This is a genomic window from Simiduia agarivorans SA1 = DSM 21679 (assembly GCF_000305785.2).
Taxonomy (GTDB): Bacteria; Pseudomonadota; Gammaproteobacteria; order Pseudomonadales; family Cellvibrionaceae; genus Simiduia; species Simiduia agarivorans.
On record NC_018868.3, the window covers coordinates 2,406,344 to 2,420,925 of the forward strand.

14 protein-coding genes are annotated in these 14,582 nt (G+C 55.8%); 7 read left to right on the forward strand and 7 right to left on the reverse strand.

The window, feature by feature from the left end:
• Positions 1 to 207: 207 nt before the first annotated feature.
• Positions 208 to 684 (forward strand): Lrp/AsnC family transcriptional regulator, encoded by a 477-nt coding sequence (locus M5M_RS10665; RefSeq protein ID WP_015047499.1) that lies wholly within the window; start codon positions 208 to 210, stop codon positions 682 to 684.
• Between the two features lie 63 nt (positions 685 to 747).
• Positions 748 to 1,953 carry a trans-sulfuration enzyme family protein gene (locus M5M_RS10670; protein WP_015047500.1) on the forward strand — a complete coding sequence of 402 codons (1,206 nt, stop codon included), beginning with the start codon at positions 748 to 750 and terminating at the stop codon, positions 1,951 to 1,953.
• Between the two features lie 177 nt (positions 1,954 to 2,130).
• On the opposite strand, the gene M5M_RS10675 is transcribed toward M5M_RS10670, so the two are convergent.
• The 5 genes from M5M_RS10675 to M5M_RS10695 all read right to left on the reverse strand — a co-directional run bounded on the left by M5M_RS10675 (position 2,131) and on the right by M5M_RS10695 (position 8,105).
• Complete coding sequence (locus tag M5M_RS10675; protein ID WP_015047501.1) at positions 2,131 to 3,714, reverse strand: M20 family peptidase; 1,584 nt, start codon at positions 3,712 to 3,714, stop codon at positions 2,131 to 2,133.
• 29 nt (positions 3,715 to 3,743) lie between these two features.
• A complete protein-coding gene (locus tag M5M_RS10680; protein ID WP_144062430.1) occupies positions 3,744 to 5,123 on the reverse strand; it encodes a hypothetical protein in 1,380 nt (459 codons plus the stop codon).
• Between the two features lie 95 nt (positions 5,124 to 5,218).
• Entirely contained in the window at positions 5,219 to 6,073 is an 855-nt protein-coding gene (locus tag M5M_RS10685) for a hypothetical protein (protein WP_015047503.1), read from the reverse strand.
• Between the two features lie 55 nt (positions 6,074 to 6,128).
• On the reverse strand, positions 6,129 to 7,694 hold the full coding sequence (locus tag M5M_RS10690) for a hypothetical protein (RefSeq protein WP_015047504.1): 1,566 nt from the start codon (positions 7,692 to 7,694) through the stop codon (positions 6,129 to 6,131).
• Positions 7,695 to 7,751: 57 nt separating this feature from the next.
• Positions 7,752 to 8,105, reverse strand: a complete 354-nt coding sequence (locus tag M5M_RS10695; protein ID WP_024330306.1) for a potassium channel family protein — start codon at positions 8,103 to 8,105, stop codon at positions 7,752 to 7,754.
• Positions 8,106 to 8,375: 270 nt separating this feature from the next.
• On the opposite strand from M5M_RS10695, the gene M5M_RS10700 reads away from it, so the two are divergent.
• The gene (locus M5M_RS10700; RefSeq protein ID WP_015047506.1) at positions 8,376 to 9,407 is read left to right on the forward strand and encodes a BamA/TamA family outer membrane protein; all 1,032 of its coding nucleotides are present in this window, start codon (positions 8,376 to 8,378) and stop codon (positions 9,405 to 9,407) included.
• A 71-nt stretch (positions 9,408 to 9,478) separates the two neighbouring features.
• On the opposite strand, the gene radA is transcribed toward M5M_RS10700, so the two are convergent.
• Entirely contained in the window at positions 9,479 to 10,843 is a 1,365-nt protein-coding gene (radA, locus tag M5M_RS10705) for a DNA repair protein RadA (protein ID WP_015047507.1), read from the reverse strand.
• 119 nt (positions 10,844 to 10,962) lie between these two features.
• Between radA and M5M_RS21000 the strand changes: the two genes are divergently transcribed.
• From M5M_RS21000 to M5M_RS10725, 4 genes are read left to right on the forward strand one after another with little or no spacing between them, the layout of a single operon-like run.
• The gene (locus M5M_RS21000) at positions 10,963 to 11,478 is read left to right on the forward strand and encodes a prepilin-type N-terminal cleavage/methylation domain-containing protein (protein WP_015047508.1); all 516 of its coding nucleotides are present in this window, start codon (positions 10,963 to 10,965) and stop codon (positions 11,476 to 11,478) included.
• A 20-nt stretch (positions 11,479 to 11,498) separates the two neighbouring features.
• A complete protein-coding gene (locus tag M5M_RS10715; RefSeq protein ID WP_015047509.1) occupies positions 11,499 to 12,632 on the forward strand; it encodes a DnaT-like ssDNA-binding domain-containing protein in 1,134 nt (377 codons plus the stop codon).
• Complete coding sequence (locus M5M_RS10720; protein WP_015047510.1) at positions 12,547 to 13,209, forward strand: replication protein P; 663 nt, start codon at positions 12,547 to 12,549, stop codon at positions 13,207 to 13,209. Before M5M_RS10715 ends, M5M_RS10720 begins: the two co-directional genes overlap by 86 nt.
• A 57-nt stretch (positions 13,210 to 13,266) precedes the next feature.
• Positions 13,267 to 14,217, forward strand: a complete 951-nt coding sequence (locus tag M5M_RS10725; protein WP_015047511.1) for a glucosaminidase domain-containing protein — start codon at positions 13,267 to 13,269, stop codon at positions 14,215 to 14,217.
• Between the two features lie 54 nt (positions 14,218 to 14,271).
• Here M5M_RS10725 and M5M_RS10730 read toward each other — a convergent pair whose 3' ends face one another.
• Entirely contained in the window at positions 14,272 to 14,484 is a 213-nt protein-coding gene (locus M5M_RS10730; RefSeq protein ID WP_015047512.1) for a cold-shock protein, read from the reverse strand.
• Positions 14,485 to 14,582 lie beyond the last annotated feature (98 nt).

A 14,582-nucleotide genomic window follows, 5' to 3' on the forward strand; every position in this document is an offset into this window, starting at 1 on the left:
GTTGACTGCGTATTTGCACCGGCCAAAGCAGAAATTCACGCCCTGGCGAGCAGGGCCGGATGCCGTAATTTTCCACAAGTGCGATCGCCCGGCGACAAAACATCCTGCAGCCAAATAGGCAAAAAGCGAGTAATAATTTAATATTATTTTGTAGTTTTTGATAATTACCTAATCTTAATAAATACCAACGTGCCGGTGATAAACTAAATGAACAGCAACGAACTGGACAGAACCGATGTCGCCATTCTCCAGGCGCTGCAGGCCAATGGCCGGCTGAGCAATGTGGATCTGGCAGACCATGTGCATCTGTCGCCGCCCGCTACCCTGGCCAGGGTCAGGCGGTTGGAACAGGAAGGGTTTATCGAGGGCTACGCCGCCCTGTTGAGCCGCGAAAAGCTCGGGCATGACAACCTGGCGCTGATCGAGATTGCGCTGGAGCTGCACCAGCACCAACGCATCGCCGAGGTACTGACCCAGCTGACGGCAATGGCAGAGGTGATGGAGCTGTACCACGTTACCGGTGAGTATGACTACATGCTCAAGGTGTCGGTGGAAAACACGCGGGCGCTGGACCGGTTTATCTCAGAGCAGCTGATTCCGCTGCCGGGGATTGCCCGCATCCACACCAGTATCGTGCTGAAAGAATTGAAGGCAACCACCCAATTGAAGTTGCCCAACGCCTGAGCCAGCCAACCCGCTGCTCGGGTTTTGGCCCAAAAGGCCTTTACTGACGACGAGAGCAGCAACATGTGGCATTCAGAACACCTGGAAACCAACACCATCCACGGCGGCAAAGACGGTCAGGGTCAGCACGGCCCCCTGTCTACGCCGATCTACCAGACCAGCACCTTCGTGTTTGATGATGTGCAACAAGGCGCCAGCCGGTTTGCCGGTGAAGCCGGCGGCCACATTTATTCGCGCCTGGGCAATCCTACAGTGGATGAACTGGAAGCGCGCATGGCATTGCTGGAAGGCACCGAAGCCGCCGCGGCGTTCGGCTCGGGCATGGGTGCTGTGTCCGCCGTGGTGTTGGGCCTGCTCAAGCAAGGCGATCACCTGGTCACTTCGCATCGCCTGTACGGCTGCACTTTTGCGCTGTTCAATCACCAGCTGCCCGCATTCGGCATTGAAGTGAGCTTTGTGGATCTGGCCGATGAAGCGGCCGTGCGCGCCGCCATCAAACCCAACACCAAAGTGATTTACGGCGAAACGCCGATCAACCCCTGTCTTTCAGTAGCCGATCTGGACATGCTTGCCGGCATCGCCAAGGCGCATGGCATCACCACCGTGATCGACAACACCTTCATGTCGCCGGTACTGCAAAAACCGGCCAAACACGGTATCGATATCGTGCTACATTCGGCCACCAAATTCCTCAATGGTCACGGCGATGTGGTGGCTGGCATTCTGTGCGGGCCGAAAGACCTGATCGACCAGATCAAAATGACCACCCGCAAAGACATGGGCGCCATCATCAGCCCGCACGACGCCTGGCTGATTATCCGCGGCCTGAAAACCCTGCACCTACGGGTAGAACGCCATTGTGAAAACGCCTTGCGCGTGGCCGACTATCTGCAGAGCCACCCGCTGGTGAAAAAAGTGGATTACCCGGGCCTGCCAGGCCATCCAGGTTACAAACTATTGGGCAAGCAAATGAAAGCCGGCGGCGGCGTGTTGGCGTTTGAATTGAAAGCGTCGTTTGATCAGGCGGTGACGTTCATGAACGCGCTGAAAATGTGTAAACGCGCTGTAAGCCTGGGCGATGCCGAGACACTAATCCAGCACCCGGCGTCCATGACCCACTCCACCTACACACCAGAAGAACTGTCAGAAGCGGGCATTCCGCAGACGCTGATCCGCTTGGCGCCCGGGCTGGAACACGTTGACGACATCATTGCTGATATTGAACAGGCTTTGGGTGCCGCCGCAAAGCAAGCTACCCAAGCTGCGTAGAATGTGGGTAAAGGTGGAACGCGCTATCGCTTATTCCACCCTACACGACCTTCATCCACAATCCAGAATTACCCGACCCAACCCGTAGGGTGGAACAAGCGATAGCGCGTTCCACCACGGCGAAAAAATTTAAACCGTAGGGTGGCATAAGCGCAGCGCATTCCACCGTTCGGATCTTTACAGATCTTCCAGATTATTAAACATCTGATAGAAGAAGCCGATGGACTTGCCATATTCTTCTACCAGTATGCGCTCGTTCACACCGTGAAAGCCCTCGAACTCTTTCACATTCTCAAGCTGAATGCCGGTGATGGTAAATACATCCGGGGCGAAATCACGCGCCTGAAAATGCTTGGAATCCGAACCACCAATCACAAAGAACGGCGAGACGATAAGATCGTTACCCCAGGTCTGGCGGATGGTTTTTTCCAGCGCCTTATAGGCATTGCTCTCGGGATTGGCAATATTGGTGGCCGGCGTTGAGGCCGAAATATCTCTCATGGTAATGCGGTCATCGCCGATGGCCTTTTTCAGGTGCTCCATGATCACTTCCGGCGTATCGCCCGGCATGGGCCGGAAGTTCACCACGGCCGTCGCCTTGGGTGGCAAGACGTTGTCTTTAATGCCGGCGTTGAACATGGTGGTTGCGATGGTGGTGTGCAGCATGGCACGGGTCACCTGGTTTTGCTCCATCGTTTTGATGAATTGCTTCTCCAGGTCTGTCATCTCGCCATCTTTGCCGAAGGCAACCGCTGCGAACATCGGCTGCATGGACTCATCCAGTTCTGGCCCCATGTAGCGGTACTGGTGCCGAACGGCCGGGTGCAGCCGATACGGGAACTGCGCCTCTTCCAGCTTGGTAATGGCTTTTGCCAGGATACCGATATTGGACTCTTTTGGCGGCTGCGAGGAGTGGCCACCCACACCTTCCATGGTCAGCTCCAGGCTGACAAAGCCTTTCTGGGCAATACCAATCAACGCCGTATTTTGCGGAATGCCCGGGAAAATGCCGGGAGTCAGCGGCGCAGATTCATCCATCACAAAAGCAAAGCGCTCGATGCCGCGTTTCTCCAGCACTTCGGCAATATGACCCGCGCCTTCCGCACCACCCACTTCTTCATCCTGACCAAAGACCAGGTAAATGGTCCGGGAGGGCTGCCAGCCTTCTTTGATTTTCATCTCGGCCGCTTCAAGGATGGCGTGAATCTGGTTTTTGTCATCCAGTACACCGCGACCCCAGATGTAACCATCCGCAATGGCACCGGCCCACGGTTCCTGGTCCCACTGGCTGAGGGAATCTTCCGGTACGGGTACCACATCCTGATGGGCGTAAAACAGTGCAGGCTGCAGGCTCGGGTCCTTACCTTCCCAGGTAAAGAGCAGGCTGTAGGGACGCGGGTCACCCAGCACTTCCTTTTTCATTGTCTTGTGGACGTTGGGGTAAGTTTCTTCCAGGTACGCGTGGTAATCAGAAAACGCCTTGGTATCGAAATCATTCCGATCCTGGTTCGAGATGGTCTTGAAGGTAATTGCCTTGGCAAGCCTTGCCGCTGCCGCGTCCACATCCACTTCGATGGTGACCTGCTCAACACCCTGCATTTGCTTGGAGGTGAACTTCTCCAATAATTCCTGAGCGGCTGGCTGGCTGGCGGCCGCTTTGGGCGCCTCTGCCTTTTTCTCCCCGCCGCAGGCGGCGAGGCCGAGGGTTAATGCCAGAGCCGAGCACAGCCCCAGGACGTGAGTTTGATTGAAACGTTTCATCAAAGATCTCCTTCCCGTTGAACGTTAGATTAAAAATAGTAAAAGGTACTGAATTGGATGCGTTGCGCATCCCCATCGCGCCCGCTGACGTTCTCACGCACACCGGTCATCACCTCCACTCCAACAGTCAACTGGCTGTCAAAGCGATACATCAAATTGGCGTGAAATGCCGAACCTTTCCGAATCCAATCTGCCTCAAATCCATCGGGCACATCGGTAAGATCCGCGTGAGCATAGCTGAAGTTCGACGACAAAGTGGACGACCAGGTCATATGCAAGCCCAACTGGGTGTTCCAGCCTTTTGCCAGTTCGAGCTTGCCGTCAGCATCAATAACGGCATTGGGTACGCCGGCATTGCCGTAGGTAATCACGTCATCAATAGAGCCATTCACATAGCCCACGCCAAAACCAAACCAGTTGTTTTTGGCCTCATTCAGGTAAACGCGGCCAGCCGAAGTGGCCGTAACCGCCAATGCTGAGTCTCCAACTGGCCCATCAAAACGCACTTGCGTAACGGCTACTCCATTACTCCATTCAAACTGGTCCCACAATTTGGTGACACCGGTTGCCACCCGGGGAAAATCAGCTCGCGCTTCACCGGGTAAATTAAACGGGTTGTAAATAGCAGCGTCGTTAAACTTTTCCAGCGCAATAGCCCAACCCAGGCTTTTATCTTTGGAGTGTTCCGTCCAGCGAATCTGCTGCGTGCGGCCGCCGAGAATGGAATCACCTGCAGCAAAATCTATCATCAGGGGCAATTGCCGCAACTCTGAGAGCAGGGTCCAGGTTTGACCAACGAGCAGCTTGCCGTAGCGGGCATAGGCATGCCGGAGCCGCAGGTTGGAGGGCGTGCTTTCATCGAAAAAATCGAACTCCAGGAAAACGCTGTTCTCGTACTCTGACTCAGTGTTGCGCGACTCAAAATGGAATCGGGTTTCATTAACCTGAATATGGCTATAACTGCCCTCGGGCGGGTTGTTATCCACTGGAATCTGTCCCAGCACAAACTGACGCTTGCTGCCCGTGCCGGAAAAATCGTGGATCACGTCTGTTTTGGCGTAACCACCGAAGGAAAAGCGCCAGGGCGAACCAAACAGTGGCGTTGATTTGTTGAACGCCGCGTCCGCGTAGGGATCGCCGCGCCCTTCGGCCGCGATCAGCTGGCGCGGCGTTTCAACGGCCGCCGGCGCAGACGGCCGATCACCGTGTTCATTGCCGTTGCGAAGAGCATTCAGTTGCGCTTCCAGAGCATCCAGGCGTGCGCGCTCCTCCAGCAGCTGACGTTCAAGCGCGTCAACATTGGTCTGGCCGGCGTCATCCGCCAGGGCGGTCGCCGTGCCAAGCCCGCACACAACGCCGAGCGCTATCAGCTTCAGTGTATTAGCAGAACTCTGTGCAGTTTTTTTCATATTCAGGCCCATGAAAACCATCAGCTATCTCTGTTTTATCCAAAATCCCGGGCGAGGCGCTCAGCGCCTCGCCATGTCAGCGTAGAGTGTTTGCCTTACCAAGGCAAAGGCACCACCGGCGCAAAGGAGAAGCGAATCTGGAAGTCCGGTCCGAAAGGGTCGGCCTGTTCCAGGTAGTGCCAATACTGCACACCGAATTTCCACGGCGTACTGCCAATGCGGGTCGTTTTGGTAATGCCCACCCCGACAGGGAAGGTCAGGGCATTGTCACTGGTGGCGTTATGATCGTACGACCAGGTGGGCGAGGCCTGAATTTGCCAGGCGTCTTCCAGGTTAATGGTGTAAAAGTATTGCCCGCCCGAGATACTGGTCTCCCGGTCATTGGAGCCAGCCACATCCCACTGATGGGTAAATAAGGCACCTACCACGTACTTGGGCGTCAGGTAGCCCACCAGCACCTCCGGCCCCAGCAGGTATTGATCAAGGGTTAATTCATCCTTAGTGCCCGTTGGCAAAGTACCTACCAAGCCGCCCACTACCATCACGCCATTGCTGAAGCTGCGCCCCACAGCCACGTCGAAACTGATGTCACCCAGCTCTACACCCGAATCGGAGAATGGGCTGTTTACCGGTGCATCGGGATCGTAGTAGGGCTGATCCAAATACACCGGGATCAGCGGCCTGACGAACAGGTTAGTGGTGTCAGAGAGCTTGTAGGGAAATGAAGGCTGAAAACTCAACCGGGTAGAGGACTGATTGGAGGCATCCGGCAGATCGCCGGTGTAGCTGGTGTAATCCACCAGAAAATTCAGCACACCCAGGGAGTTGTTCGGGTCGGCCAGTTTACGGGCAATTTCAGCATCCGAGACCTCTTGTGCGTGCGCCATGCCCATCGCCGCCAGCGAGCCTATACACAGGACACCCAGGCGCCTCGCAATGAATGATTTCATATTCACATCTCCTTTATTGAATTGTCTGAATTGCTATTGGGCGAATGGCGGGGTATTAAAACCGGTATCCCATTGAAACGGTCATAGAATCCCGTGAACTGCCCGTTGAATAGAGCGCCAACAGATTCCAGTGCTGCCCGAACTCCTTTCTAAAGCCAAGACCTGCGCTCCACTTTGCTGCTCTGATGCCAATATCGTATTCCAACTCACCCACCACGCCTTCCATGTTGGCGGAATAATCCTGATATTCGGCACCCAGCAATAGCTGGGCGCGCCAGTCGGTAAATTGATAGCCCACCACCGGCGCCACAACCCACATTCGGGTTCCCTCGCCGGTGGAGTCTTCCATAATGGAACGGGTGTAGGTGGCGGTTACGGAGCCGAAGTAATTCCGATAGCCCACCGCCAGAGTCGTTCCGATGGCGGCAGTTTCATAATCGAGATCAAGTTTTACCGGCAGGTTCGCCCCGGGTATTTCCAGCGACTGGCCAAGACAGGAGCCATCGGGCAGTTCAATGCCAAGACACAAACTCACGCCTTTAAAGCGGCCCACAACGTCAATCTGGGTGCGGTTTTTACCAATCACGCCGAACATATTCCAAAACGGCAGGATGAATGCGTCACCGCGGATGGACATGCTATCAACTTCAACTGAGGCAGTAGATTGACTTGGGTCAAAGAAATTCTCAATAACGTCCGAGGGCACACCGCCCACACTGAAACTGGTGAAATCAAGATCCAGATACTGCTTGCGATAGTTCACCGAAACACCAAAAGGCAGAGGCACATCAATGCCTTGCTGTCGCACCATATCCGCCATAAAGGGCAGCATCTGATCCAGCTCAATTTTGGCTTCACGCCAACGCGGGTCAGACACCTTGTTGAGCATGGCCGCATCCATAATCCGGGCGCTGCCAGTATCGCCATAAAAGGCCACAAAGTTGCCCTCGGCAATCATCTGATACGGCTTGCCTTTCCACTCGCCTTCAAACGAAACCTGCTTGGATTTCAATAGATAAGTACCTGGCGTATCGGCCGGTGCAAAGTCAATGTGTTGGCGATATTGGCTGATTTGCTTACCGTCGTAGTTGAAGGAGCGCTTGTTAACGACGTCGGCGGTCAGTAAAACGCCATTCTCCACCGTGAATGTGACCACCATATGTCGGAAGTAGGCAATATCCTGCGGCAGGGCATATTCGGAAAACTCCAACGTCACCTGCGACTTCCCCTCTGCCAGTTTGACGATCTGGACTGTCTTCGGGTCGTAGGTAGAGCCGTACTTTTTGATCCGGTATTGGACTTTCGATTCGCGGCTCACCGTATCAACCAAAAATTTTTCGTTGCGATACTGGGCCGGATCGTACTTGACCCGCAAGTCAATATTGTTGCGCTCATCCTTGGAATACACCAAAAAACCTTCGATGCGCTCCTCGGTTTCACCGTGCGCTTCGGTATAGATCACATGTTCAATGTAGGCAGAGTCGTGGGTCAACGAACTCAACACAAAGTTCGGTAGGTTTTCCGGCAATCCCAGCGCCGCCAGTTTGTTGTGGGTGGTTTCAGCCTGCGACTGAAGCGGGAGTAGGAACAAAACAGCAGAGAGCAGCGATAGAAAACGCATATTGAGAGCAAGTTCCTTTTTGTACTTTGTGCAACTAGGCTTATCCAAATTTACAGTTTATTTGTGCACACCCTTGATCGCGTTAGCGATGGAGTTCCTTTGCACTATCTGTACCAATATCTTAAAAACCACTCCGTAAAACAGGCCCACACCGGTAAACAGATACACCATGGTAAACACCTTCGCCACGGGCGTGGCAGGCGAAAGATCGCTACCAATGGTGGCCACGGTCATGACACAAAAATACAGCGCATCCAGCCACGGCCAGCCCTCTGCCAGAGTATAAAACACGGTGCCGCCACTCAGGCAGATCACCAGTGAAACCAACAAAGCCAGAAAATCATCATCATGCTTTAACGCGCCATAAATGGAGCGCGCCAAACCCAATGCGTGGACTATCAAAGAGAGCATAGTGGCGTTAGAAAGAAAAAATAGGCTTGGAAGAAAGAAACTATAAACCAACCACCTCAAATAGCAATAAAATATTCAGAGACAAAAGGTGTAATACGAATAGATTATAAAGGCCGCGTACAGAATCTATTCTCCGCGTAACTGAAACAGCCGCAACAACTCGCTCACCGCGCCCATCCTTGCCCCTGCCCTATTATGCCTTTACAGTGGCGAGACACTTTTTCACAGGGGAAAGCCGTGCGCTCACAGCCACAGAAATATTGCCGATTGATGACAGCCATTGCAGCGTGTGCATTCACCATTTCCGGCGCTGCATCCGAAGATACCGGCAAGGAGTCACCCTGGATCCTTACCCCCACCGCCTCCAGCAGCCCCAAGCTGGGCAATTCGCTGGGCTTTCTCGCAGGTTACCTGCATCACTTTGACAAGCGTTCACCTGCCTCAATATTTGCCGTGGCGGGAAGCCTGTCCGATACTCAATCATCGGTCTATGGCGCCTTCGCGAAAACCTATCTGGCGGGCGATCAGCATCGCATCATCGGAGCCCTTGGCGGAGCAAAAATAGAAAACGAATACAAAGATTATCTGGGCACCGGACTGGACATCCGCACCACAGATGACGCCACCTTCGGCATGGTGCGCTATTTATACCGCCTGCCTGCCCACTGGTTTGTGGGTGGCCAACTGATCAGCACCAACTATGAAATTACCGGCAAAGACGATTTTTCCAAAGCTGTGCTGGCTTTGTTTGATGTGAGCGGCTTCCAGGGCAGCGGCTGGGGCCTGGTGGCGGAAAGGGATTCCCGCGATCATCAGAACGACCCCCATGCGGGCAGCTACTTTCAGTTTTCCAGCACCCGCTTCAACTCCAGCCTCAGTGGCAATGCCGATTTTGATACCTGGTCAGCCAAATACTCTCTCTACACCCAGGTGGCAGATAAGCATTTGCTGGCCACCCGTATCACCGCCCGCGTTACCGCCGATGCGCCCACTGCCGCATTCAGTTCGGTGGGTTTACGCGGCTACACAGCCGGCGAATATCTGGCCCCCCACAACACCACCATTGAAATTGAACACCGCTACCAGTTTGGCGAGCGCTGGGGCGCCACAGCGTTTTTAGGTGCGTCCTGTTTGTATGGCGGCAAGGAGGATTGTGGCGAATCGGAGAATTGGTACCCCGCAGCGGGCGCTGGCATCACCTACTTGCTGAAACCTCAGGAAAAAATGATTGTGCGTACAGAAATCGCCGTGGGTAAAAACGATAACTACGGATTTTATATTCAGTTTGGTAACGCGTTTTAGACATACAAAGAAAAAAAACAATCCCGTAGGGTGGAATAAGCGCAGCGCATTCCACCACATGGCAGCCAGCATCAGATCGCCTCAAGCGCTTCATTCAACGTTTTCACTGCCACAATTTCCATACCCGCAATACCACCTTTAGGCACGTTAGACTTGGGCACAATCGCGCGTTTGAAGCCGTGCTTGGCGGCTTCGCGCAAACGCTCCTGGCCGGACGGTACCGGGCGGATTTCGCCCGATAAACCTACCTCGCCAAAGGCGATAAGATCCTGTGGCAAAGCCTGATCGCGGAAACTGGACACAATGGCGAGCAGCAGCGCCAGGTCCACGCTGGTTTCCACCACTTTCACGCCACCCACCACGTTCACGAATACATCCTGATCGCCCACCATAATGCCGCCGTGGCGGTGCAAAACGGCCAGCAGCATCGACAAACGGTTCTGATCCAGTCCCACCGCAACCCGGCGCGGATTGCCCATGTTGGAACTGTCCACCAGTGCCTGCACTTCCACCAGCAACGGCCGGGTACCTTCCCACACCACCATGACAATGGAGCCGGAAGCGATGTCATCCGCGCGCTGCAAAAAAATCGCTGAAGGATTGGTGACTTCGCGCAAGCCCTGTTCGGTCATGGCAAACACACCCAATTCGTTCACGGCACCAAACCGGTTTTTATTGCCGCGCAGGGTACGGAAGCGGGAATCGTGCGAGCCTTCCAACAGAATCGAACAGTCGATCATGTGCTCCAGCACTTTCGGGCCCGCCAATGAGCCGTCTTTGGTCACATGGCCTACCAGCAACAAGACCGTGCCGGTTTGTTTCGCGAAGCGGGTCAGGAAGGCGGCACTTTCGCGCACCTGGCTCACCGAACCCGGCGCCGATTGCACATCACTCAGGTGCATCACCTGAATGGAATCCACCACCATCACTTTAGGTTGATGGATTTCAGCCTGCTGGGCGATGAGTTCGATATTGGTTTCCGACAGCATCGAGAGTTTGTCGGTGGGCAAATTCAAACGACGAGCGCGCATGGCCACCTGCTGCAGCGACTCCTCACCTGTCACATACAGGGCCGGCATGGTTTCCGCCAGCTTGCACAGGGTTTGCAGCAGCACCGTGGATTTGCCTGCGCCCGGGTGGCCGCCAATGAGCACTACCGAGCCGGGTACCAGGCCACCACCCAACACCCGGTCGAACTCCGCCATGCCGGTGCTGACCCGGGGCAGATCTTCCAGACTGATATCCGACAGCTTTTGTATCTTTCCGGTGGTGGCGCCGGCATAGCCGCCGCTGGCAACGGACGGTGCACGAGTGGCCGGCGCCAAGCGGATTTCCGCCACACTGTTCCAAGCCCCGCATTCGCTGCACTGGCCCTGCCATTTGCGATAATCTGCACCGCACTCATTACAAACAAACGCGGTTTTGGCCTTTGCCACAATCGCTCCTTTCCCGCCCGCGCGGTGTTTCGGCTAAAATAAACAGGATCCGCCAGATCGGCTTATCAGCCCCACGAAACCCGGACATAGTGTAACGCCACACCAGAGACCATTGCCAAATGCCTGACACAAGAATTCGCCAGCGCGGCTTCACCCTGATCGAACTGGTGGCCGTTATCGTGGTGTTGGGCATTGTGGCGGCCATTGCGGTTCCACGCTTCATCAATTTTTTCGAGGGCGCCATCAACGCCAACATGGTCCAGATCGCCGCCAACTACAAAGCCGGTGTAGATCAGGTGAACGCCAAGTGGCTGGCCGCCGGCAGCCCGGGTCCCAAACTCAATTTTATTCCCCTGCCCGCCGCCCAGGCCGGCGGTGACCTGAGTGTAAACGCCAATGGCTGGCCCGCCGACACCCGGGGCGTGAGCCTCACGCTCAATTCCGGCAACGACTGCCTGGATGTCTGGCGGGCGGTGCTGAGCCCGGGCGCGCCCAGCGTTTCGCTCACTCTGGGCGCGGCCGACTTCCACACCCAATACCTGGGCGCCAACAGCTGTCGCTACCGCAACGAAAAAGACCTGACCAAACACATCGAATTCAATTCCAATACCGGCATCGTGGTCACCAATCTCTAGGAAAGTGATAAAGTAGCCGGATGAATTCCTCCCTGATTCCCGAACGCGCCATCAGCGTGAGCCCCTCGCTGGCGGCGACCCTTGGCCTCGAAGAAGCGGTCATGCTGAGCCTGTTGACCGAGGCCATGAGCTATCTGGCCCCGGTGCACAGCAACGGCTTCCAGTGGTGTCACCTGAAAGATGACCAGGTCCAGCGGCTGATGCCGTTCTGGTCCGACCACGATATTGCCCGCATCGCCAAGAGCCTGCGCGACAAGGGCGTACTGCTGATTTCCAGTGCACCCTATTTTGAAAGCCACGAATTGCGGGTGGCCCTGAACGAGCGCAAAGGGCCGGCCAGCTTCAGCGCGCAGGTGAGCCAGAGCCCGCTCAACCGCCCGCATAACCAGGTCAGCCCCGGCGCCAGTCCCATGGCACCCAATTGGCAACCCACCGAGGATGTCTACACCCAGCTGGCCCAACACAACGTCCCGCGGGCGTTTGCGCGCGAGCAGATTCCCGAGTTTGTCACCTACTGGCGCGAGCAAGGCCAATCCGCCCATTCCTGGGGCGCCAAGTTCATCCAGCAGGTATTGCGCAAATGGCGCGAACAGGAAACCGAGTTCGGCCGGCGCGAGCAGGAAGCCCCCATGGCCAGTGGCTGGCGGCCCAGCCCCGACGCCATCGATGTGCTGGTGCGCCACGCCGGCATCAACCAGTGTTTTGTGGAAGATGCCATTGCCGAATTCGTGCTCTACTGGCGCGAACGCGGCGAGGCCTCGCGCACCTGGAACAGCAAGTTTATCCAGCATGTGCGCCGCCAGTGGGCGCGCTATACCGCCACGCTGCAACACGACACCGAACCGCGGCCATTGGCGGAAGACTGGACCCCGTCCGAGGATGTGTTCGAAGTGCTGGCGCTGGCAAACATCGACTTGCGCTTTGCCCGCGAGCAATTGAAGGAGTTCTGTATATACTGGCGCGACACCGGCCAGCTGCACGGCTCCTGGAACACAAAGTTCCTCCAGCATGTAAAATACCAATGGGCCAAGCGCCTGAACGGTGCACCACTACAACAGGGCAATGTGAATGCAGGACAAACCAACCCAGCCAACGGCAGGACCCGCGACCGCAGCGTCAGCGATCAGCTCGCCGACCGGTCATGGGCGCTCTGAACGCGCCCGGGCGACGGAATCCCACATCGATGCCATCAACCAGGCGTTCGAGCTGTTCCGGCTGAATTACCACAACCAGTATTTTGCCGCGTTTCCGGATGTGCAGACGCTCAACATGGCCAAGCGCCTGTGGCTGGATGCCCTCACCCGGTTCAGCCCGGAGGCGATTCTGCAGGGCGCACGCCGGGTTATCGAAGCGTCCGATTTTCTGCCCACGGTGCACAAAATGATTGTCGCCTGCGAAGGCGACAACCAGACCCACGGACTGCCCGACACCCACGCCGCCTATGTGGAAGCCTGCAATGCGGCCTCGCCCAAAGCCGAGCAACGCTGGAGCCACCCGGCGGTTTACCTGGCCGGCATGGCCGCCGACTGGTATTTTCTGGCCACCCAGCCGGAAAAAACCGCCTATCCGGTGTTTGCCCAGCACTACAAATCGCTGTGCGAACAGGTCCGGGCCGGCACCCGGTTACAGATGCCCGAACGTAAAGCGTTGCCCGAAACCATTGAAACACCTCTGTCCTCAGCGGAAAACCGCGAACGTTTAGCCAGTTTGCGCAAAGCGCTGGACATCTGAATACACCCTTTTTTTACCGATTATGCGGCGAGCCGGCGGCTCGCGGCCGGAGAGACGATGGACCATTCAAAAGGCAAAATGCTGGCGTGGGTTTTCGCCAGCTATGTAGTCGCCGTACTGGCATTGACCCTCACATTGGCCAGCAACCCACTCATGGAGCGTCGCTCTTTTCTGAAGGAACCGGGGCTGGACTTCACCAGCGAAACCGAAGAGGAATACCAGGCGCGTATCGCGCTGGCCTTACAGCAAACCGCCGACGCCGCGTTTGAGGATTACGCCGACCAGTTTCTGTCAAAGCTCAAGCTGGTCGCCCACGATGGCACCATCAAGAACGAGCTCAATAACGAATACGATTACCGGCAACTGCCCGACTTTGCCGCCATCAGCCACATCCCTGACCGCAAAAAGGCGTTTTTCGATTACCTCCGGCCGGCGGTGGAGTACCAGAACCAATTGATCCGGGAACGGCGGGTCATACTGAAGGGGATTGAAATTTTCATTGCCAATGGCGGACAGCTGTCCAGCGCACAACAGCGTTACATGAAGCAAATGCGCAAGCGCTACAGAATCGACAAATCCTTGACCGATGAAGAAGCGATCCCGGTACTCATGCGCCGCATGGATACCATTCCGGTGTCAATGGTGCTGGCGCAGGCCGCCATCGAGTCGGCCTGGGGCCAAAGCCGGTTCGCACGCGAAGCCAACAACCTGTTTGGCCAATGGTGCTTCCGCCCGGGCTGCGGCATCGTGCCCAACAGTCGGCCGGCGGGCAAAACCTATGAGGTAAAAGCGTTCGACAGCGTCGATCAGGGCATCGCGGCCTACTTCCAGAACATCAACGCCTTCCACCGCTACTCTGAAATCCGCGACATCCGCGAGGCGGCCCGGGCAGCGGGTAAGCCACTCAAGGGCTACGACATGGTTGCCGGCCTGCAGGCCTACTCCACCCGGGGCGATGAATACATCCGGGAATTGCGCGCGATGATCCGCGGCAACAAGCTGGAGTGAAAAACACCAGGCATAAAAAAACCCGGCATTGCCGGGTTTTTTTATGCGGGCTGATTAAACGAGTGTTACGTTTTCAGCCTGTGGGCCCTTCTGACCCTGAGTGATTTCGAAAGTCACTGACTGACCTTCAGCCAAGGTCTTGCGACCTGTGCCGTTGATTGCGCGGAAGTGTACGAATACATCCGGGCCACCAGCGGTCTGCTGCAGGAAACCATAACCTTTCTCATCGTTAAACCACTTAACGGTACCATTGTGAATAGTAGACATTTTAAACCTCGTCTCAAAATATAAAGCGCCGCGTCCCTGGCGAAGATCCAACTTATCCATCCAGCAGCGCAGAGCAAGGCAAAAAGTCTTTCGGCTGA

Coding starts and splice junctions, on each gene's coding strand:
- M5M_RS10665 (WP_015047499.1), top strand. CDS start 208: ATGAACAGCAACGAACTGGACAGAACCGATGTCGCCATTCTCCAGGCG.
- M5M_RS10670 (WP_015047500.1), top strand. CDS start 748: ATGTGGCATTCAGAACACCTGGAAACCAACACCATCCACGGCGGCAAA.
- M5M_RS10675 (WP_015047501.1), bottom strand. CDS start 3,714: ATGAAACGTTTCAATCAAACTCACGTCCTGGGGCTGTGCTCGGCTCTG.
- M5M_RS10680 (WP_144062430.1), bottom strand. CDS start 5,123: ATGAAAAAAACTGCACAGAGTTCTGCTAATACACTGAAGCTGATAGCG.
- M5M_RS10685 (WP_015047503.1), bottom strand. CDS start 6,073: ATGAAATCATTCATTGCGAGGCGCCTGGGTGTCCTGTGTATAGGCTCG.
- M5M_RS10690 (WP_015047504.1), bottom strand. CDS start 7,694: ATGCGTTTTCTATCGCTGCTCTCTGCTGTTTTGTTCCTACTCCCGCTT.
- M5M_RS10695 (WP_024330306.1), bottom strand. CDS start 8,105: ATGCTCTCTTTGATAGTCCACGCATTGGGTTTGGCGCGCTCCATTTAT.
- M5M_RS10700 (WP_015047506.1), top strand. CDS start 8,376: ATGACAGCCATTGCAGCGTGTGCATTCACCATTTCCGGCGCTGCATCC.
- M5M_RS21000 (WP_015047508.1), top strand. CDS start 10,963: ATGCCTGACACAAGAATTCGCCAGCGCGGCTTCACCCTGATCGAACTG.
- M5M_RS10715 (WP_015047509.1), top strand. CDS start 11,499: ATGAATTCCTCCCTGATTCCCGAACGCGCCATCAGCGTGAGCCCCTCG.
- M5M_RS10720 (WP_015047510.1), top strand. CDS start 12,547: ATGCAGGACAAACCAACCCAGCCAACGGCAGGACCCGCGACCGCAGCG.
- M5M_RS10725 (WP_015047511.1), top strand. CDS start 13,267: ATGGACCATTCAAAAGGCAAAATGCTGGCGTGGGTTTTCGCCAGCTAT.
- M5M_RS10730 (WP_015047512.1), bottom strand. CDS start 14,484: ATGTCTACTATTCACAATGGTACCGTTAAGTGGTTTAACGATGAGAAA.